A 20357-nucleotide genomic window follows, 5' to 3' on the forward strand; every position below is an offset into this window, starting at 1 on the left:
TGTATCTAAATCATTTTATGAACATTGATTTTATGTTGAGTTTTTGAACATATTATATACTGATATTCATAGATTTTGGATTATGAAGAAAGAGTGTACAGAAAACAGTTATTTTCTGTACACTCTCATCTTTAATAATATATTTTAAATGTCATTAACAAAACTAATTTAATAAGAGTCAAGCATAGTTTACATATGTATTATGTTTGAAACATACCTCTAATTACTTTTTACTAATATCATTTAAAATGTCTCGCAATTCTTCAATTTCTTTGTTATTTAATTCTTCATTTTTCGCAAAATTAAGCACTAAACTTTTCATATCCCCTCCATACAATTTATTAAGAAAGGTTTTAGCAGTTTTCATTTTAATATCATCTTCTTTAATATTTGATGAGTAAAAATAAATATTATTATATTTATATCGTTTTATAATCTCTTTTTTATATAGTCTTGTAATTAATGTTCTAATCGTCTTATCGCTAACTTCTTTATTTTTTTGAATCTCAACTACAATTTCATTAGCTGATACTGATTTTTTATTCCATATTATATTCATAACATCCCATTCAGCCATAGATATTTCAACTTGCTTATTGCCCATTTAAAACACCCATTTCTTTTAATATTTTTTCATTTATTAATTTAGCATTTTCACCAGAGGCTTTTTCATCTGATAAATGTGTAGAAAAATAATACTTATCATGATTTGTAATTACGTAACCTACAAACCACCCATTATTGTACTTCCCGTTTACTATACCTGTACCTGTTTTCCCATACAATTCATAATTTTCATTTTTTCTAATCAATAACGAAGAAGATAATTGTTTCTTTTCATTTTTACTAAAATGGTTATTTTGTTCCATCATATTTTTAAAAACTATTACTTGTTCAAGATTAGATATTTTCAAACTATCTTCCATCCAATAGCTTTTATAACTTCCCAAATTTTCATTACCATAATTTAATTGCTTGAGTTGAGCCGCTGTATAGTTCTTTGGTATTTGATTACTAATACGTTCGAAGTACCAATTAACTGAATTTTGCATTGCTGTATTTAAATCTTGTTCCTTATTCCAAGCATCAAAAGGGTAATGCTTATGATTCCATGACATACGTGAATTTTCATCACTTATAATATGTCGGTCAAGTCCAAACATAGCTAAATAAATTTTATAAGTTGAATTAGGAGAATACCTTTTTCTACTTTCTTTTTCGTTATAAATATAGTATTTGTCTTTCTTCATGCTGTACATGACGAAAGATCCACTATTTGAACCAAAAATTTTACTTTTATCTAAAATTTGGTAATCGTTCTGTAAGGGTTTTTTAAAATTATCATCAGTTAAGGATTGCCCCATCAAAAATTGGCTTTGAATTACCATGAGAAAAAAAGTAAAAATACAAATGAAAATTAGAATTAATTTTGATTGTTTTTTCAGATTGGCGTCCTTTATATTCATTAATCTTCTTTTGAGTAATGATTTTTTACCATTAAATGAGTGGCTTAGTATATTTTTATTAAAAACTGAGATTTTTAATACGGAATCCATAATAGCTTCCGCATAAGTTTTAAATTCATTTTTGTTAATATTATTAAGGACAAATCTATCGGCTTCTACTTCATTGTCATGAATTATCTTTCTTTTTACAATATGTACTAATGGATTGTAACTCATAATAATAGAGAAGATATTAAAGATAATTAAATGTAAAGTATCTCTATTTTTAGCATGAGCATATTCATGCAGTATTATATATTTTAGTCTTTTATCAATTACACTTTTAAAATATGAACTAGGAATCAAAATAATATATTTCCCATACCAAAAAGTTATTGGAGATTGAATAGTCTCTGCTTTTCGAATCACAATATTTTTTTTATATTGATGGTTGAAAAGTATCGTATCTACTTTATTTTTTTCATTTTCGTTTAGATAAAGTGACTGTTTCTTTAAATATTTAAGATATAATAAGGATTTCAAAAATTTAAAACTTAAAATAATAACTAAAACTATCCAAACAACTGTGCAGATATTATCAATTGAATCCCAATTAAACTTATGGATATCTGTTGTGAACTCTTGAATAGGTTTGGTGGTATTTATGTTATGGTTCAAGTCGTGTGACTTACTTTCAACTGTGGGCGCTTGATTATTCACATTATTAAATTTTATAAAAGAGAATTTAATTGGGATAAAAGGTATTAATCCAGCAAGCACTGTTAGATACCAAACTTTATAATTTAAACTATAATTAAAATAGCGTTTTAATATGTACTTAAAAAATACTAACAATAGAAATATAAAACAAAAGCTTACTACGCTCGTTATTAGTAATTTAGCCATTTTGACACCTTCTTTCAAATATTTATAATAAATAATTGACACAAATATTACAAATGTAATATTATATATTCGTAAAAATTACATTTGTAATATTGGAGGGTTTATTTTGAAAAAGTTAATATTTTTAATTGCAATTGCTTTAGTTTTAAGTGCATGTAATTCAAACAGTCCACATGCCAAAGAGTTAAATGATTTAGAAAAAAAATATAATGCTCATATTGGTGTTTATGCTTTAGATACTAAAAGTGGTAAGGAAGTAAAATTTAATTCAGATAAGAGATTTGCCTATGCTTCGACTTCAAAAGCGATAAATAGTGCTATTTTGTTAGAACAAGTACCTTATAATAAGTTAAATAAAAAAATACATATTAACAAAGATGATATAGTTGCTTATTCTCCTATTTTAGAAAAATATGTAGGAAAAGATATCACTTTAAAAGAACTTATTGAGGCTTCAATGACATATAGTGATAATACAGCAAACAATAAAATTATAAAAGAGATCGGTGGGATCAAAAAAGTTAAACAACGTCTAAAAGGACTAGGAGATAAAGTAACAAATCCAGTTAGATATGAGATAGAATTAAATTATTATTCACCAAAGAGCAAAAAAGATACTTCAACACCTGCTGCTTTCGGTAAGACTTTAAATAAACTTATCGCAAATGGAAAATTAAGCAAAGAAAACAAAAAATTCTTACTTGATTTAATGTTAAATAATAAAAGCGGAGATACTTTAATTAAAGACGGTGTTTCAAAAGACTGTAAGGTTGCTGATAAAAGTGGTCAAGCAATAACATATGCTTCTAGAAATGATGTTGCTTTTGTTTATCCTAAGGGCCAATCTGAACCTATTGTTTTAGTCATTTTTACGAATAAAGACAATAAAAGTGATAAGCCAAATGATAAGTTGATAAGTGAAACCGCCAAGAGTGTAATGAAGGAATTTTAATATTCTAAATGCATAATAAATACTGATATCATCTTATAGTTTGTATTATCGTTGACATGTATAATTTTGATATCAAAAACTGATTTTCCCTCTATTATTTTCGATATTTATTTTCTTAATTCTCTTTAACAAACTAGAAATATTGTATATACAAAAAATCATAAATAATAGATGAATAGTTTAATTATAGGTATTCATCAATCGAAAAAGCAACGTATCTTATTTAAAGTGCGTTGCTTTTTTCTCATTTATAAGGTTAAATAATTCTCATATATCAAGCAAAGTGACAACGCCTAAAGGCGTGAATACATTATTTTCTCTAAAAAGAAATTATCACTTGTTAATTATAATATAGTTAATATTTAGCAAGTGAAGTGTGGTTTATCATATGCAAAAATCCCACTACTGTCCAAAGCAAAGTAGGGTTTTTATTTAATATACAAAATACAAAGCATTTCTATATTGACAAAGGATAAAAATCATACTAACTTATGAATATATGAGCATATATTCATAAGTTAGTATGATTTTCTTCGAGTAACAAAACATTAATTGAAATTTTATATTTTTTAACTCTATAGTTATAAAAACAAAAATTCAAATTATAGAAAATATTTTTCATCATTAAAAAGAGGAGGGATTAAATGGAAAACGATCACAATCATAATCATACACATGGCGCGAACAAAAAGACTTTATTAATTAGTTTTATTATTATTACAAGTTACATGATTGTAGAAGGGTTAGGTGGTTTCTTTACTAACAGTCTTGCGTTAATTTCAGATGCTGGTCATATGTTAAGTGATTCTATTTCTTTAGGTATTGCTTTAATTGCATTTACTTTAGGAGCGAAGCAAGCTAATACAAATAAAACTTTTGGCTACAAAAGGTTTGAAATACTAGCAGCTGTACTTAATGGTATTACTTTGATGTTAATAGCTATCTATATTTTTTATGAAGCTATTGAGAGATTTAAAAACCCCCCTGAGGTAGCTTCTACAGGCATGTTAATTATCGCCTTGGTAGGCTTGTTTATTAATATTATTGTGGCTTGGATAATGCTGCGCGGGAGCGATGTAGAAGAAAACTTAAATATGCGTGGAGCATATTTGCATGTAATAAGCGACATGCTTGGATCTATAGGTGCAGTTATAGCAGCCCTTCTCATTATATTTTTTAGATGGGGGTGGGCGGATCCTTTAGCAAGTGTGATTGTAGCAATTTTAGTACTACGTAGCGGCTTTTATGTAACAAAATCAAGTCTTCATGTATTAATGGAGGGAGCACCAAGCAATATAAATACAAAAGACATTATTAAAACTATTAAAAAATTCAAAGAAGTTAAAAATATTCATGACTTTCATGTTTGGTCAGTAACTAGCGGATTAAACGCGTTATCTTGTCATATTGTTGTAGAAGATACAATGACCATTACTGAAAATGAGTTTTTACTTAAACGTATAGAACATGAACTCAATCATCAAAATATTCAACATGTCACAATACAGACTGAAACTTCTAACAATAATCATAGTGAAAAATTGTTTTGTATCGTGAAAGAAGAAGACAGTCAACATCATCATTAAATAAACAGCCATTATTTTTTAATAATGGCTGTTTATTTAATTATTCCAATATATTTAATATATCTTTTTTGTTATTTTCAAATCCCACGTAATATTTAAACAACTTTTTTTTACCCCAAAAAATTTTTTTATAAAAAACAAATAAGGGAACAATTCGGTTGCCTGATATTTTTTTCATTTCTTCTTCTAAGTCCAAATTTTGACTTACATCTTTATGACTATAACTAATCTCTTGAGAGTTTAAATACCTTTTTGATTCTTGGCAATCAGAGCATGTAGGTCTTGTGTAAAGCTCAAGTTGTATATTTTTATCCAAATATATCTCTCCTAATATAAGTTTTAGCATACATTTTATACAAGTGTACCTCTTAAAACAAACTATAAATATTAATTTTTTATATGAAACTTTTGTATTGACTTATACCTACTAGGGGTATAATATAGATTCCAACAAGAGATACCCCGTTAGGGTATATGAGGAGGGGTGAAATTGAACACTACTACTGTTAAAAACAATGACGCATTGCTCAATAGACTCAAAAGATTAGAAGGACAAATGCGCGGTTTACAATCAATGATAGCAGAAGATAGATATTGTATAGATGTACTAGTACAAATAACAGCAATACAATCAGCCCTAAAACAAGTGGGTTTTATAGTAACTGAAGACCATATATCTAATTGTGTAAGTGAAGGTATTAAAAATGGCAACGGAGAAGAAAGTATCAAAGAATTGATGGTTGTATTAAAACAATTTTCAAAATAGGAGGAAAGAAATAATTGAGTGAAAATATTAAAAAAACCTCATTAGGTATCACAGGCATGACATGTGCAGCTTGCTCGAATAAAGTAGAAAAAAATCTAAATAAATTAGATGAAGTTAACGCTAATGTAAATCCTTCTACAGAGAAAGCTACAATTGAATATAACCCCAATGTTACATCATTAGAAGATATTGCAAATACAATTCAAAAAACAGGTTATGGAGTTTTAACCGAAAAAGTGGATCTCGATGTAATGGGAATGACGTGTGCAGCTTGTTCGAATAAAATCGAAAAAGTTTTAAATCGAATCTCAGGTGTAAATAAGGCTACAGTTAATTTAACCACAGAAAGTGCTACTGTAGAATACAACCCTGATATGACGTCTGTAGATGAATTTCAACAACGTATTAAAAACCTAGGGTATGAGGCACAACCTAAAAAAGAAGCATCAGAAAAAAGTTCCCAAAAAGAAAAACAATTAAAACGACAGTTAATTAAATTAGTTGTTTCAGCTGTTTTAGCAGCTCCATTGTTAATGACAATGTTCGTTCATTTATTTGGTATTCAAATACCACATATATTTATGAACCCGTGGTTCCAATTTGTATTAGCAACGCCTGTTCAATTTGTTATTGGTTGGCAATTTTATGTAGGCGCTTATAAAAACCTTCGTAATGGGTCAGCAAATATGGATGTTCTTGTCGCTTTAGGTACAAGCGCAGCCTTCTTTTATAGTATTTATGAATCGATTAAGTGGTTAATTAATACAAATTATGAGCCACACCTATATTTTGAAACAAGTGCTGTATTAATTACTTTAATTCTTTTCGGAAAGTATTTAGAAGCACGTGCTAAAACACAAACAACAAATGCGTTAAGTAAATTGTTGAATTTACAAGCTAAAGAAGCACGTATATTACGCAACGGTGAAGAGACTATGGTTCCTTTAAGTGAGGTAAAAGAAGGAGACTATTTAGTTATCAAACCAGGAGAAAAAATACCAGTAGATGGCAAAATAATTAAAGGTATGACTTCAATTGACGAGTCAATGTTGACAGGTGAATCTATTCCTGTTGAAAAAATGCAAAATGATAATGTTATAGGATCAACAATGAATAAAAATGGAGCAATTACTGTTGAAGCAACAAAAGTTGGTAAAGATACAGCTCTTGCCTCCATTGTTAAAGTTGTCGAAGAAGCGCAAGGTTCTAAAGCGCCAATACAAAGACTAGCAGATATTATTTCTGGATATTTTGTACCTATCGTTGTAGGTATCGCGATTTTCACATTTATTATATGGATTTCATTAGTTCAGCCGGGACAATTTGAACCAGCCTTAGTTGCTGCAATAGCAGTATTAGTTATCGCTTGTCCTTGTGCGTTAGGCTTAGCTACGCCTACTTCTATAATGGTGGGTACCGGAAAAGCTGCTGAAAATGGCATTCTATTTAAAGGTGGAGAACACATTGAAGGTACACACGCTATTAATACAGTTGTTTTAGATAAAACTGGCACTATAACAAATGGCACACCTGAAGTCACTGATTTTAGTGGAGATGATCAAACATTACAATTGTTAGCTAGTGCAGAAAAAGGTTCTGAACACCCACTAGCTGAAGCTATCGTAAGTTATGCTAAAGAAAAATCATTAGAATTTTTAGAAGTAGACCATTTTGAAGCTATACCAGGGCGCGGTATAAATGCAACAATTGATGGTAAAGAACTTTTTGTCGGAAATCGAAAACTAATGAGTGAAAAAGGAATCCAAACTAATGAAGCTGAAACAAATCTCGCTCAATTTGAAAAAGAAGGAAAAACTGCAATGCTTATAAGCGTAGATAACGAATTGAGAGGGGTTGTCGCTGTAGCTGATACAGTTAAAGATACTGCCCAACAAGCTATTCAAAAACTTCATGAATTAGGTATTGAAGTTGCTATGTTAACTGGTGATAACAAACGTACCGCACAAGCAATAGCAAAACAAGTTGGTATAGACACGATTATTGCAGAGGTTTTACCAGAAGAAAAAGCTTCTAAAGTAGCAGAAATTCAATCTGAAGGTAAAAAAGTAGCTATGGTTGGAGATGGTGTCAATGATGCTCCAGCACTAGTTAAAGCAGATATTGGTATTGCCATTGGTACAGGTACAGAAGTTGCAATCGAAGCTGCTGATATAACTATTTTAGGAGGAGACCTTTTATTAATTCCAAAAGCAATAAAAGCAAGTAAATCTACAATTCGTAATATTCGCCAAAATCTATTTTGGGCGTTTGGTTACAATGTTGCAGGTATCCCTATAGCAGCAATTGGTCTGCTAGCACCTTGGGTTGCGGGAGCAGCAATGGCTTTAAGTTCTGTAAGTGTTGTCACAAACGCTTTACGTCTAAAACGTATGAAATTATAAGAATCTTATATTTCTTGAAAGGAGGTGACAACATTGACTAACGAAGTTATTAATGTAGAAGGTATGAGCTGTGACCATTGCAAGCATTCAATTGAAAAAGCATTAAATGGATTAGATGGTGTAACATCTTCAGAAGTAAGCTTGGCGAATGGGAATGTGGAAGTTGAATTTGATGAAAATCAAGTAGCTTTCAACGACTTTAAAGAAGCTATTGAAGATCAAGGTTACGATGTAATTAAATAATTTAAATAGTTGGGCATATCGTTTAATGATATGCCCTTATTAAAAATTAAGGAGGATAAAAATATGAATCATAATCATGAATATCATTCAAACAAACCCGAAATTAAAGCAAATGTTGTATATAGAGATGGTAATATAGAAATTACGTTAGAAGATGAATTTAATAATGCCCCATTATTAGATACTATGCATGAAAAAGAAATGCATTTCGTTTTAGTATCTAATGACATGGAGAAATATTACCACCTACACCCTCAAAAAAAGCATGAAGGTTTATTTATAATTAACCAACAATTAGAGCCAGGAACTTACCAGGCTTTTGTTGATGTTACACCAAAAAACCATGTGTATTCCGTTCATCCTATTGAACTGCAAATTGGAGATAAAATAACCTCTACAACATCTTTAAATTCTGATAAAAATTGGGTAAAAGTTAACAAAGGAGTTCATGTAACTTTAAATTCTATAAGTGCTAAAGAAGATGAACATGTCCCTTTAACTTTCAATACAGAATTAACTCCCCAACCTTATTTAGGAGCTTTAGGACATGTGATTATATTTGATGAGCAATTAACTGATTATATTCATGTTCACCCAGAATCACCTGATTCTACAACCTTTTATGCTCATTTTCCTAAAAAAGGGATGTATAAAATTTGGGCAGAATTTAAATTTAATGATGAAGTGCATAGATTTACTTATAATATTAAAGTTGCATAAATCTATTAGCAAAAGCTTAAAAATCAGTAAATTGTAAAGAGTTATTTAGATAATACAAAACGCTTTATAAAAAATCGAAAATTTAAGATAGAAAGTTGATGAAGAAAGTATCAAAAAATTGTAGTGGTTGTTTATATTGCAACATTCACTGAATTTTTATAGTTAATAACCTATTATTTAAGGAGTAATTTATTGATTAAGTTTGAATATTTTGAGGAGAAAGATTTTGATTTATTAATAAACTGGATAAACTCTCCTGAACTTTTAGTCAAATGGGCAGGTACAGATTTTAATTATCCCCTAGATGAAGAACAATTAAAGGAATATATTAAAGACACAAATAAAGAAAATTCTAGTAAAATAATTTATAAAGTTATCATTGAAGAAAATAATTCAAAAAAAATTATAGGTCATATTGCTTTAAATAATATAGATTTTAAAAATTGTTCCGCCACGTTAAGTAAAGTTTTAGTAGGTGATCCGCAAATGCGTGGCCAAGGATTAGGCCCTAAAATAATAAAGAAATTATTGAAAAAGGCTTTTGAAGATTTGGGACTACACAGAATTGAATTAGGTGTTTTTGCCTTTAATAAATCAGCTATTAAAAGTTACAAAAAGATTGGATTTATAAAAGAAGGAGAAAAAAGAGACTTTAGAAAATTAAATGGAGAATATTATAATTTATGGCAAATGAGTATGTTAGAAAGCGAATGGTCTTGAATAATTTTAAACAAAAATAGTCCTCTTATTTTAATAAGAGGACTATTTTTGTTTATTTAGAGCGTACCCTTAATAGTATAATCTTTTTGACAATATATACACTTTTTATAATTTAAATAGTATCAATATCACACAATACTATATATTTACAATTGTTTGTTTGATAATATTGATATATAAGTCACAAAACCAAAAAGGGGGAATACTATGGAATTATTAACTTTGAACGAAATTAGTAAAAATATCAAAAGTAAAAAAATTCTAAAAGATGTATCTTTCACACTAAACAGTGGCGATATTATTGGATTAGTAGGTGGAAATGGTGCAGGAAAGACAACATTAATGAAGGTTATTTTAGGTCTATCCAGCTATCAATCTGGAACTCTAAAATCACATACTTTAAATAAAAGTAATGATATAGGTGCTTTAATTGAAAATCCTGGATTATATCCATTTCTTACTGGTTTTGAAAATATGAAACTTATTAATGAAGATAAAGACACAAGTAATATTCAGCAAATTGTTGATAAGTTAGAAATGAATGATTTTATACATAGTAAAGCAAAAACTTATTCATTAGGAATGAAACAAAAGTTAGGTATCGCTCTGGCACTTTTAAATCATCCTAAATTAGTTATTTTAGATGAACCAATGAACGGCTTAGATCCAAAAGCCGTAAAAAATGTGAGAGAGACGATTATAAACTTTAAAAATCAAGGTGTAACTTTTTTAATATCTAGTCATATTTTAAGTGAACTTGTAAAAGTTACAGACTCAATTTTAATTATTGATAAAGGTAAAATTATTAAAGAGACTACTATGGAAGAATTGAACCAATCAAATGAAAGTGATTTAGAAAATATATTACTTAATATTATTGATCAAAAGGGGGAACAATCATAATGGGCACTTTAATTAATCAAGAACTTTATAAGATATTTAAAAAGAAGTCATCCATTATTATCCCAATTATAATATTTATTCTAATGATTGCTATGGCAGTTTTAAGTAATAATTATGAAGATATACTTAAGCCAGAATCACAGTTCAAACAAGGGTATACAGGATTTTCTTGGATCTTCTTCTTAATGATTATTCAAGCAGCAACCATAATCACTATGGAATTCCACTATGGTACAATTAAGAACTTACTTTATAGAAACTACTCAAGAATGAGTATTATTTTAAGTAAATTTAGCGCTTTATTTATTTATTCATTAATATTATTTATTGTTACTACTTTGATAAGCTTAGGTTTAAAATTAATCCTATTTTCTGATATGGATATTTTAAAACAATCTGGTGACAATTTATCACTGTTACAAGAGCACTTGTTAACTGCTTTAGCTACTTATATTGGTATGTGGTTAATATTGAGTTTAACATTATTAATTTCTTGCCTTTTAAAATCACCAGGTGTTTCGATTGCTGTAGGAATTGTCTTCTACTTTGCTTCTTCTGTTATTTCAGGCATACTCTTTGCGGCAATTGCTCAATGGGAATGGTTAAAATGGAACCCTATCAACATGTTAAATTTAAGTACACAAGTATTAGATAACGAAGTATTCAAAAAAATGACTAAACTAGAGTTACATGAACTATATATTGGGAACATTGTTTATATTATTATCTTTTTAGCATTAGTTATTTTCGCTTTTAAAAAGAAAAATGTATAATTTTAGATATGCGATTTTGCATTCCTACCAATTATAGTGTTACAATGTAATTAACAAAGATTATCAGGCATGTATGCACCAAATCCCCTTACTATGGCCGTAGTAAGGGGATTTTTTGGTGTGACTAGTCGCCTATTCGTCATTACGCTTGCGTAGCCAATGCGCAAATAGCGCAACGAGACAACCACTTGCTGCTGTGGTCATGATGTTCACAAAGATTTCAGACATCGCGTATGCACCTCCTCTCTACGTCAAATTGACGCCTGAGAGATAGGCGACTCTATTATTATATCATTTGTAAATACATAAGCATATTCACTTCCGATAAGTTGAATTATGTCGAATATTATATCCATACAAACTAATTAATTTAGCGTTTTCTTTTTTTGTAAACCAACCTGTTTTTCCCCAACCAATTTTTATATAGAAAGAATAAGATAATAATAAAATAAGCAAATATTACACAAGGAAAACTAGATATAACTATTTTAAATCCTATCAAAGGTGATCCCAAATCGCTCATCCATATGCCATATATCATTTCTAAGGCATTCCACGTTCCAAATAAAGATGCAAGAGCTATAAATATAAATACTACCCATCTAAACCATATAGGGAAAATTTTACTTTCTTCTATAGATTCCCTATTAATATTAAATATAGATTTTCTTTTGGGTATAAATGTAATTCTACCCTCTCTTTGTTTAATTCTATCTATATCTTCTTCATATTCTTTATAATTATTTTTATCCTTATAAAATAAAACATCTTTCCCCATTATTTTGTTTCGATTTAAAACGGTATATAGTTTTTTTTCGCCCTTAACATGTTCTAATTCTACTTCAAGATATCTTTTATCTTTTGTCCATAGTGGCATTAAGAAAAATGCATATAATACAGAAAATATTGTAAATATAATAAAGATTTGTCCAATTTCTTTCTTATGTAAACCGACTTCCTTTAAGCTTATATCATTATTTATGAATAATTCCATAATACTTACTAGTAAAACTAAATCTATAATGACAGTAGTTATTATAAAGAAAAAGATATTACCAATCCAACGCCCCAATTTTTCTTTATTCTGATTCATAATTCTTTCCCTGCTTCTAAATTTACTGACTATAATTCCGAATAATGGAATAAAACCTATATTTATCAATTGAACAATAAGGTTTAGAATTTCTAAATTTTCTTTAATCTCCAAGTACATCATCCTATTAATTGATAGTGATTTTATGAATCAACTCTACTATAACAGTAAATCATTCATTAAAAATATGACTAATTAATTTTTGGTTTGATACCACAATCTCTTTAAAAGAAAACAGCGATTGCATGTCTGAAAAAGAAAAATAAAGCTCTTAACAGAAATAATTAATCTGCTAAGAGTTTTATTTACCCTAATAAAAGAAATCATACATTAATGATTTTTGAAGGAGGAGCTTTTGCTCTTTCTTCAATTTATGTAAATTATAACACATTTTCGTATCATCAAATATCAAGAATAATTTTGAAAAAGGATAGATTAGAAAATCAAAAATGAATAAACTTCTAATTTTTTCATACCAAAATAGTTCCTTATAAATTTAAAAAACGTAAAATGAAACATAAAAAAATTTACGGTTTACTTTATTGCTTTTTAAATTTTAAGTATCAATGAGTGACACAAATTCATTTTCTATAACAACTTAAATTTCATTTTGGATATTTCTTTTTTTCAAAAATGGCTTATTCTAGTAGAATAAAACTTCAAAATTCTTTATTCTAATGGAATAAAAGGGTCTCTGAATACCTTTAAATAGGCTTTATTTATAGGATTGGGGTTCACATTAACAATGCCATTCGTAATTTACAGAATAAAAATTACTTAATGCATTTTTGTTTAATGTAAATGTGCTATAAATACAGTTATAACAGTATTTATAGCGAGGGCAAATGACGAAGAAATGGTAAGAAAAATACATCAGCTATGCTGATTGACACGTCAGTGGCATTGTATTTCCTTATGCTCTTATTTTTTATTCTGCTTTCAGCATAAAAAATAAATGATTTGTACAAAAGTTAAATGAATAAAAATGATTTTTTCGTTATCATAATGAATCATTCTTTTCATACCAAATCACTCAATTTTATATTTTTCTATTATTATTTGTTTAATTATACGCATGAAACATGTTTGATATTTCAATTTATTTTAAAACAATACGATGATTCAATCATTTAAAAATGAACTTTTAAAATATGGAAAATCATTTTATTATAACAATTCTGATCCTTCACGTTTTCCAAAATCAATTTCTTCTTCGTTATATTTACCCCCATTTAAATAAAACTCTTGTATTTCTTCTTTAATTGATTTTTCATTTTCCATTATTTTATACCTCCAAAATTTCAAAATATTATATGACTTATATTCTTCATTCCAATATTTGTATATCCCATTTTGATTTTATATCTACTTTATAGAATCAACAATTTTTTATTTATTTTAAATTTAAGTATATAGAATACGTAATTTTTCCACCTACATTTGTAATTGATATTAAAAAACTTGTTGAAAATATACCTATATTCAATTATTTGAGCTATTTTTAATTTTGAAAAGTTATATTTGAAACACCTAATATTATTATATAAACTTACTATGGTCATTAAAATTCTCATTTTCTTTCTATATCTTCTTAAGTTAATTTCATTAAATAACTCTCAACTTTTCAATCATTTTATTTATTATATACTAAAAATAACTATAACAGTTTATAAATTAAAGTTGATTTATTTTTATATCCTACCCAAATAAAAGAAACACGTTTTTGACTTGTTTCTAAAATAATCAAAACCATTGATTTATCAGCAATGTAAAACATCTTTTGCAGTAACAATTTGTTAATGCAAAAAACATTGTATAGCTATATTTCATTAAATTAACTAAATTGAAAAACAAGGAAGCGATAAAAATGGAGCTTAGTAAACAAATCCAAAAATACAGAAAAGAACAAAATTTATCCCAAGAAGATTTAGCAGAAAAAATTCATGTAACAAGACATACGATATCCAATTGGGAAAGAAACAAAAATATACCTGATTTAAACAGTTTAATTTTACTAAGCCAAATTTTTAATACTTCTTTAGATCATTTAGTTAAAGGAGATATAAAAACTATGGAGCATCAATTAAGTAATAAACATTTTAATAATTGGACATTCGTTATGGGGATATCCAGTATATTAACTGCCCTTTCTATAGGTCCTGCATTACACTTTCTGGGTAATTACGGTTATATAATAGTGGTATTACTAGCAATTCTTTCTGGATATAGTGCTATTAAAGTTGATAAATACAAAGAGCAAAATAGGCTATTTACCTATAAACAAATTCTAGATTACATGAACGGAAAAACAATCGAAAAAATAAATACAGATAAAACAAAGCATAAAATCATTAATGCGATGATTAGCATTATATATATCGCCTTATTTATAACAATATTTATCATCAGTCTTAACTGGTTTAAATAATTATGAATTTATTCCCATAAAATTGTTATTAAAGCCCTTAACAGATTTATTTTCACTGTTAAGGGCACTTTATCAAGACAAGAAGAAACTCGTTTTCAACTCGTTTCAAAACCTAAAATCAAAACCAATTAAACTTCTCTTATTTTTGTTTAACCTCTTTAGACTCTTTCTTAAAAAACATATCGTAAACAAAAGATAATCCAGCTAATATAAAACCTAATGTTACCAACCCATTTAAATTATTATTTTCGTAAATATTTATTAATCCTAAATTTCCAAGTTTACTCCAATATTTATTTAAACTAATATTCAAATCCATGTAATTTAACACAGTTGCTACTAAAAAAATAATTAAGATAATAATAATAACGTCTTTAATTGCCTTAAAAAGTTTATTCTTAATACTTACACCTCCACAATTCTTAAATTAGCATAATTGCTTTATTCCAATTGCTTTATTGACGTTGAGCCTCGGAACCCTTAACAATCCCAAAACTTGTCGAATGGTCGGCTTAATAGCTCACGCTATGCCGACATTCGTCTGCAAGTTTAGTTAAGGGTTCTTCTCAACGCACAATAAATTTTCTCGGCATAAATGCGTGGTCTAATTATTTTTAAATGACGACTACCAAAAGAAAAGCAATCAAGTATCATTTTGATTGCCTTTCTTTTTTATTTACTTTTTTTATTTTGCTCACGTTGACCCACAGCAGCACCTAAAGCAATACCTATAGAAGCACCTAAAGGACCTAAAAGCACACCAAAAGGAATAGCAAATAAAACACAATAAGAAATTGATGTAGAATTATCTTTCAACCACTTTTTCATAATCAAAACTCCTTTATTTATATAATCACTTTAATTGTACTAATAAAAAAACAATATATAAACTAACACTTTTGAAAGATACTTAACCTACTTACGTATTTCCCAAGTGTAGACTTATACGTTTATTCCAAACGTAATGCTAAAAAATAAAAATCGACGAAAGCCGATTTTTATATCAAAACAAGTAATCGATATTATAACAGAGACATAAAAATTAATACTGTACGGAATTAAAAATCATTTCGTTTATATACGGATTAACTTTTTAGATTTGTCTAAATTTAAATACCTTTATTTTGAATTTTAAGGGGGCATTTCAAAGATTTAGGGGTAATTCATATAGTTTTATACCTAAAAACGTATATAAGCTCTTAAAACGCAAATATGAGCCAAATAAATATATTTTAATTACACCAACTAAAATTTGATCAAAACCAGTGAATGATTTTTTAGACACTGCCCATTTACGCACAAAATTATTTTTTGCGTAAAAACTGGGCAACTATGCTGGTTGAACGCTATAGTTCCCGCAGGGGCAAAAAAGCATAAAAAAACGCTAGCTTTTAAGCTAACGTTTCAAATCTTTTAAGTAATAATTTTGTTTTTCAAAATTCCAAATTGCCGTAATTGAATGTGCTTTTTCTTCTTCGTCAGTTGTTTTATCTTCGTCACTTATATTAATCAAATTACCATCTTCGACATCGTCTAAATTTAAAATTTTATGTTTTTGTTTAAGCAATCCACCATAACTCAACATACGTTTTCGGTATAAAACTTTTTCCAAATCATTTACGATTTCTTGATTTTTTTCGTCATCATCAGTTAAAAAATCAGACGACTTAATCGAATATTTTGAGTTCTCTTTGATTGCTGTAAGATCATTTGAACTATTCATTAAAGATATTGTATTTAGGCATATTTTGACGACGCATATTGAGCGCGTGTATTTCTTCAAGTTCAGCTTTAATCGATTGCATTAAATAACCTTGCATGGCTTCAACAGTTTCGCTCTTTTGTAGCAGCATTGCTTTAAAACGTTTTAAGACACTTACTAGATCAAATTCCACATCTTCTAAACGGTAATATGTATCATGTGAGTTATTAAAAGATTTTTTCCCTTTAAGTAAAACACTTTTAATAATACGAATCTCTCTAATTTCAAAATTACTTAAATAATCTTTAATTTGATTTGGTAATTCTTCAAGTAATTGGAATTTTAAAGCATCGTTATTAAATTCAGTGTTTTGGTGATTTGTATGATACGAATGATTGTTAGTTGTAGAAATATTGTTATTTGTATCATTCAAATCATTCGTATCATTATCATCAGTCTCTATATAGTTAGTATTATTAAACTCAGTATCATTTGATTTTGATTTTCGAAATTCTTGTTTTTTGACTTTCAAAACTCTGGAATTTTGATTTTCATTATTCTGGAATTTTGATTTTCGAAATTCCTTGCTATCATTGTGTTTATATGGTTTTTTAGGTTCTAGCAAGTAAATTTTATTTGGTTTGTTTAAACCCATTCTTTCTTGCTCTAAAAGATTAAAATTTTCTAATTCTTTCTTAATTTTGGTTACTTTTTGAGTTCCGCAATTTAAAAGTTCACATAAATCTTTAGTAGTAAATATTAAATATACATTTCCATTTTCATCAATCCAATTGTTTATTTTAGATAATTCGAACCGGTCCCTAAACATACAATAAGCAATTTTGGCAGAGTCACTGAGCTTTCTAAAATAATCATCTTCAAATAAAAACTTATATAGTTTATAAAATCTTTCTTGTTCAAACTCTTGTATTGTAATTCTTTTGAAATTTGACATAATAAAAAACCTCTTTCCGAAATTTAGTGTGGTAAGAGGTAATAAAACGCTTTTATATAGCTTTACATTTATTTAAAGATTTAGGAGCTTGCACTAAGATGTTATTCATTATATAATACAAGTACAAATTTTATATTAAACAAACGTGCTGTAACGTTTTATTACCAACCCCCAACTATTACCAGTAGTTGGGGGTTTTTGATATGTTAAGTATATTATAGCACTTTAAATAAGGTTATAAAAGGAGAAAATGGATAACCGTCAAAGGTTCATAAAAGGTTGATAAACCTTTGACAAATCCTATCAACCCTAGATAAACCCTTTATAAAATGTGTTTTTTTTATTCATATTGTATTATCTTGTATTAAAGCATCTATAGTTTTATAATGGTTTGTAAAGGGTTTATAAACTGTTTACAAAGGGTTGATTATGTGAAAAGTGTGAAAATGTTAAGTGAAGAATTAAAAGTTAGTAAACAAACAATTTTTAATAATATTAAACGACTAAATATAGAAACAATAAAGCAAGAAAACACTTCATTCATTAAAGAAGATACTGATGTAGAAAAAATAATTCAAAGGGTGAATGAAAATAAAAAGAAATATGGGTTCGAAACTACCACAGCGGATAAAAAAAATAATGAATCAGATAATATTAATGTTGAATCTAAAAATGACACTCAAATAATAGAAATATTAAAAAATCAAATTGAAACCTTAAATAGCCAGATTGAAAAGCAAGAAAGTCGTCACAACACAACAATAGAATTCTATAGAAAAGAGTTACAGGAAAGATCAAAATTGCTTGAAAATCAACAAATATTAGCTTTAGAAAGCAATAAAAAGATTCAAAAATTAGAGAATCAATTAGAAGAAGAAAGACAACTTAATTATTCTTTTGATCAATCTACGAATGATAGACAAAATGTTAATACGCAAGAAGCAAAATTTACTGAAGAAGTTAAAAATGTTAATCAACCACAAGCAAACAAGACAGCAGAAGAAGACATAAGAGATAGAAATAAAGAGATGCCTGAAGAGAGCAATGATAACAGTTTAGAAGAAGATGAATTACTTAAAGGTAATAATTCATCTGAAGAAATAAATAATGATCCTGATAACAAGGTAGAACAACCACCTAAAAAAGGTTTTTGGAGTCGTTTATTTGGTAACTAACTGTAATTTAAAAAGAAGCATCAAGTATTTAAACTTGGCGCTTCTTTTTTATGTTAACTGGACTTCTGATAATCATCGGTTATGTTAATTAAATTTTGAGATATTTTTATGAAATAAATTTAATAAAAAATTCGGATAAAATAATTACTTTATCCGACGGTCAGATTTTAGAAAAAAGGTTGTCATATAGATCTTTTAAATAACAATTCCTTATATAAAAATTTGTGGGAATTACAAAATAAATAGAAAGGAATATCATTGTGAAAAATAAAATTACTAGTATTATCTTTGTATTTAGCTTATTACTAATTGGATGCTCTTTATATTTCTTTCAAAAAGTTGGTTGGAATGATATTAATAAAAAAGATTTGAGTCGTGATACTTCTTATGCTCCTAGCCTAGGTAATCCAAGGTTCTGTTGCAAAGTTGAATTTATAGTATAATTTTAACAAAAAGGAGTCTTCTGTATGAACTATTTCAGATATAAACAATTTAACAAGGATGTTATCACTGTAGCCGTTGGCTACTATCTAAGATATGCATTGAGTTATCGTGATATATCTGAAATATTAAGGGAACGTGGTGTAAACGTTCATCATTCAACGGTCTACCGTTGGGTTCAAGAATATGCCCCAATTTTATATCAAATTTGGAAGAAAAAGCATCAAAAAGCTTATTACAAATGGCGTATTGATGAGACGTACATCAAAATAAAAGGAAAATGGAGCTATTTATATCGTGCCATTGATGCAGAGGGACATACATTAGATATTTGGTTGCGTAAGCAACGAGATAATCATTCAGCATATGCGTTTATCAAACGTCTCATTAAACAATTTGGTAAACCTCAAAAGGTAATTACAGATCAGGCACCTTCAACGAAGGTAGCAATGGCTAAAGTAATTAAAGCTTTTAAACTTAAACCTGACTGTCATTGTACATCGAAATATCTGAATAACCTCATTGAGCAAGATCACCGTCATATTAAAGTAAGAAAGACAAGGTATCAAAGTATCAATACAGCAAAGAATACTTTAAAAGGTATTGAATGTATTTACGCTCTATATAAAAAGAACCGCAGGTCTCTTCAGATCTACGGATTTTCGCCATGCCACGAAATTAGCATCATGCTAGCAAGTTAAGCGAACACTGACATGATAAATTAGTGGTTAGCTATATTTTTTACTTTGCAACAGAACCTATTTACCTATGGCAGCAACAACACATAACATTTGGGTTAAATATATCATCATTTTGGCTACTATTTTCAGGTGCAATTACAGCAATACCATTGATTCTGTTCTCAGCAGGTGCTAAGCGAATTCCATTATCGTTAACTGGCTTCATCCAATATGTAGGGCCGACAATCATGTTTATCTTAGGTATCTTTGTCTTTAAAGAGCCATTTAACACTGATCAATTAATTACCTTTATTTTTATATGGATAGGTATTGTGTTATATAGTATTTCTCAATATATTCAAATTAAGAAAAATCCAGTTGTAAAATAATTATACCTTCACTTTATTTGATGTGCATTCTTTAAATTAGATATTGATTCTAACTATTGATGTGTACATTAACGTTTA

At 28.1% G+C, this 20357-nt stretch carries 20 protein-coding genes and 1 pseudogene; 13 read left to right on the plus strand and 8 right to left on the minus strand.

Annotated elements, in window-relative coordinates:
• Nucleotides 1-223: 223 nt before the first annotated feature.
• The gene (blaI, locus tag ACJQQZ_RS12050) at nt 224-604 is read right to left on the minus strand and encodes a penicillinase repressor BlaI (RefSeq protein ID WP_049401913.1); all 381 of its coding nucleotides are present in this window, start codon (nt 602-604) and stop codon (nt 224-226) included.
• Nucleotides 594-2351 (minus strand): beta-lactam sensor/signal transducer BlaR1, encoded by a 1758-nt coding sequence (gene blaR1, locus ACJQQZ_RS12055; RefSeq protein WP_145506851.1) that lies wholly within the window; start codon nt 2349-2351, stop codon nt 594-596. The genes blaI and blaR1 overlap by 11 nt, the downstream gene beginning before the upstream one ends.
• Nucleotides 2352-2457: 106 nt before the next feature.
• On the opposite strand from blaR1, the gene blaZ reads away from it, so the two are divergent.
• Together blaZ and ACJQQZ_RS12065 are read left to right on the plus strand one after the other, a co-directional pair.
• A complete protein-coding gene (gene blaZ, locus ACJQQZ_RS12060) occupies nt 2458-3303 on the plus strand; it encodes a penicillin-hydrolyzing class A beta-lactamase BlaZ (protein ID WP_000733268.1) in 846 nt (281 codons plus the stop codon).
• A gap of 644 nt (nt 3304-3947) precedes the next feature.
• Nucleotides 3948-4889: a cation diffusion facilitator family transporter gene (locus ACJQQZ_RS12065; protein WP_001831389.1), complete on the plus strand. Its 942-nt coding sequence runs from the start codon at nt 3948-3950 to the stop codon at nt 4887-4889.
• A gap of 40 nt (nt 4890-4929) precedes the next feature.
• On the opposite strand, the gene ACJQQZ_RS12070 is transcribed toward ACJQQZ_RS12065, so the two are convergent.
• Nucleotides 4930-5205, minus strand: coding sequence for a glutaredoxin family protein (locus tag ACJQQZ_RS12070; RefSeq protein WP_001831374.1), 276 nt, complete (start codon nt 5203-5205; stop codon nt 4930-4932).
• Nucleotides 5206-5379: 174 nt separating this feature from the next.
• Here ACJQQZ_RS12070 and ACJQQZ_RS12075 point away from each other — a divergent pair, with 174 nt between their 5' ends.
• The 7 genes from ACJQQZ_RS12075 (at nt 5380) to ACJQQZ_RS12105 (ending at nt 11416) form a co-directional block, all read left to right on the plus strand.
• Nucleotides 5380-5655, plus strand: a complete 276-nt coding sequence (locus ACJQQZ_RS12075) for a metal-sensing transcriptional repressor (protein ID WP_001831396.1) — start codon at nt 5380-5382, stop codon at nt 5653-5655.
• A 14-nt stretch (nt 5656-5669) separates the two neighbouring features.
• Nucleotides 5670-8057: a heavy metal translocating P-type ATPase gene (locus ACJQQZ_RS12080; RefSeq protein WP_001832797.1), complete on the plus strand. Its 2388-nt coding sequence runs from the start codon at nt 5670-5672 to the stop codon at nt 8055-8057.
• Between the two features lie 33 nt (nt 8058-8090).
• On the plus strand, nt 8091-8300 hold the full coding sequence (copZ, locus tag ACJQQZ_RS12085) for a copper chaperone CopZ (RefSeq protein WP_001831373.1): 210 nt from the start codon (nt 8091-8093) through the stop codon (nt 8298-8300).
• A 63-nt stretch (nt 8301-8363) separates the two neighbouring features.
• Complete coding sequence (locus tag ACJQQZ_RS12090; RefSeq protein WP_001831384.1) at nt 8364-9020, plus strand: hypothetical protein; 657 nt, start codon at nt 8364-8366, stop codon at nt 9018-9020.
• 192 nt (nt 9021-9212) lie between these two features.
• Nucleotides 9213-9740 (plus strand): GNAT family N-acetyltransferase, encoded by a 528-nt coding sequence (locus ACJQQZ_RS12095; protein ID WP_001831394.1) that lies wholly within the window; start codon nt 9213-9215, stop codon nt 9738-9740.
• Between the two features lie 207 nt (nt 9741-9947).
• Nucleotides 9948-10643, plus strand: coding sequence for an ABC transporter ATP-binding protein (locus tag ACJQQZ_RS12100; RefSeq protein ID WP_145506855.1), 696 nt, complete (start codon nt 9948-9950; stop codon nt 10641-10643).
• Entirely contained in the window at nt 10643-11416 is a 774-nt protein-coding gene (locus ACJQQZ_RS12105) for an ABC transporter permease (protein ID WP_096811251.1), read from the plus strand. The genes ACJQQZ_RS12100 and ACJQQZ_RS12105 overlap by 1 nt, the downstream gene beginning before the upstream one ends.
• Before the next feature lie 132 nt (nt 11417-11548).
• Here ACJQQZ_RS12105 and ACJQQZ_RS12110 read toward each other — a convergent pair whose 3' ends face one another.
• Together ACJQQZ_RS12110 and ACJQQZ_RS12115 are read right to left on the minus strand one after the other, a co-directional pair.
• The gene (locus ACJQQZ_RS12110) at nt 11549-11644 is read right to left on the minus strand and encodes a type I toxin-antitoxin system Fst family toxin (RefSeq protein WP_014287283.1); all 96 of its coding nucleotides are present in this window, start codon (nt 11642-11644) and stop codon (nt 11549-11551) included.
• Between the two features lie 142 nt (nt 11645-11786).
• The gene (locus tag ACJQQZ_RS12115) at nt 11787-12623 is read right to left on the minus strand and encodes a hypothetical protein (RefSeq protein WP_145506858.1); all 837 of its coding nucleotides are present in this window, start codon (nt 12621-12623) and stop codon (nt 11787-11789) included.
• 1753 nt (nt 12624-14376) lie between these two features.
• Here ACJQQZ_RS12115 and ACJQQZ_RS12120 point away from each other — a divergent pair.
• Entirely contained in the window at nt 14377-14937 is a 561-nt protein-coding gene (locus ACJQQZ_RS12120) for a helix-turn-helix domain-containing protein (RefSeq protein ID WP_071562859.1), read from the plus strand.
• 672 nt (nt 14938-15609) lie between these two features.
• On the opposite strand, the gene ACJQQZ_RS12125 is transcribed toward ACJQQZ_RS12120, so the two are convergent.
• The 3 genes and pseudogenes from ACJQQZ_RS12125 to ACJQQZ_RS12135 all read right to left on the minus strand — a co-directional run bounded on the left by ACJQQZ_RS12125 (nt 15610) and on the right by ACJQQZ_RS12135 (nt 17594).
• On the minus strand, nt 15610-15765 hold the full coding sequence (locus ACJQQZ_RS12125; protein ID WP_186364181.1) for a hypothetical protein: 156 nt from the start codon (nt 15763-15765) through the stop codon (nt 15610-15612).
• 568 nt (nt 15766-16333) lie between these two features.
• A pseudogene (locus tag ACJQQZ_RS12130) lies at nt 16334-16639 on the minus strand (protein rep); the annotation flags it as partial.
• A 13-nt stretch (nt 16640-16652) separates the two neighbouring features.
• Entirely contained in the window at nt 16653-17594 is a 942-nt protein-coding gene (locus ACJQQZ_RS12135) for a replication initiator protein A (RefSeq protein ID WP_145506870.1), read from the minus strand.
• A gap of 431 nt (nt 17595-18025) precedes the next feature.
• Between ACJQQZ_RS12135 and ACJQQZ_RS12140 the strand changes: the two genes are divergently transcribed.
• From ACJQQZ_RS12140 to ACJQQZ_RS12150, 3 genes are all read left to right on the plus strand, one after another.
• A complete protein-coding gene (locus ACJQQZ_RS12140; RefSeq protein ID WP_186364182.1) occupies nt 18026-18769 on the plus strand; it encodes a DUF536 domain-containing protein in 744 nt (247 codons plus the stop codon).
• Nucleotides 18770-19236: 467 nt separating this feature from the next.
• Nucleotides 19237-19911, plus strand: coding sequence for an IS6-like element IS257 family transposase (locus tag ACJQQZ_RS12145; RefSeq protein ID WP_069805276.1), 675 nt, complete (start codon nt 19237-19239; stop codon nt 19909-19911).
• Nucleotides 19912-19934: 23 nt separating this feature from the next.
• Nucleotides 19935-20279: an EamA family transporter gene (locus ACJQQZ_RS12150; protein WP_064263962.1), complete on the plus strand. Its 345-nt coding sequence runs from the start codon at nt 19935-19937 to the stop codon at nt 20277-20279.
• The last annotated feature ends 78 nt before the right edge of the window (nt 20280-20357 follow it).

Source organism: Staphylococcus sp. KUGN1 (genome assembly GCF_045984185.1).
In the GTDB taxonomy this organism is placed as follows: domain Bacteria; phylum Bacillota; class Bacilli; order Staphylococcales; family Staphylococcaceae; genus Staphylococcus; species Staphylococcus warneri_A.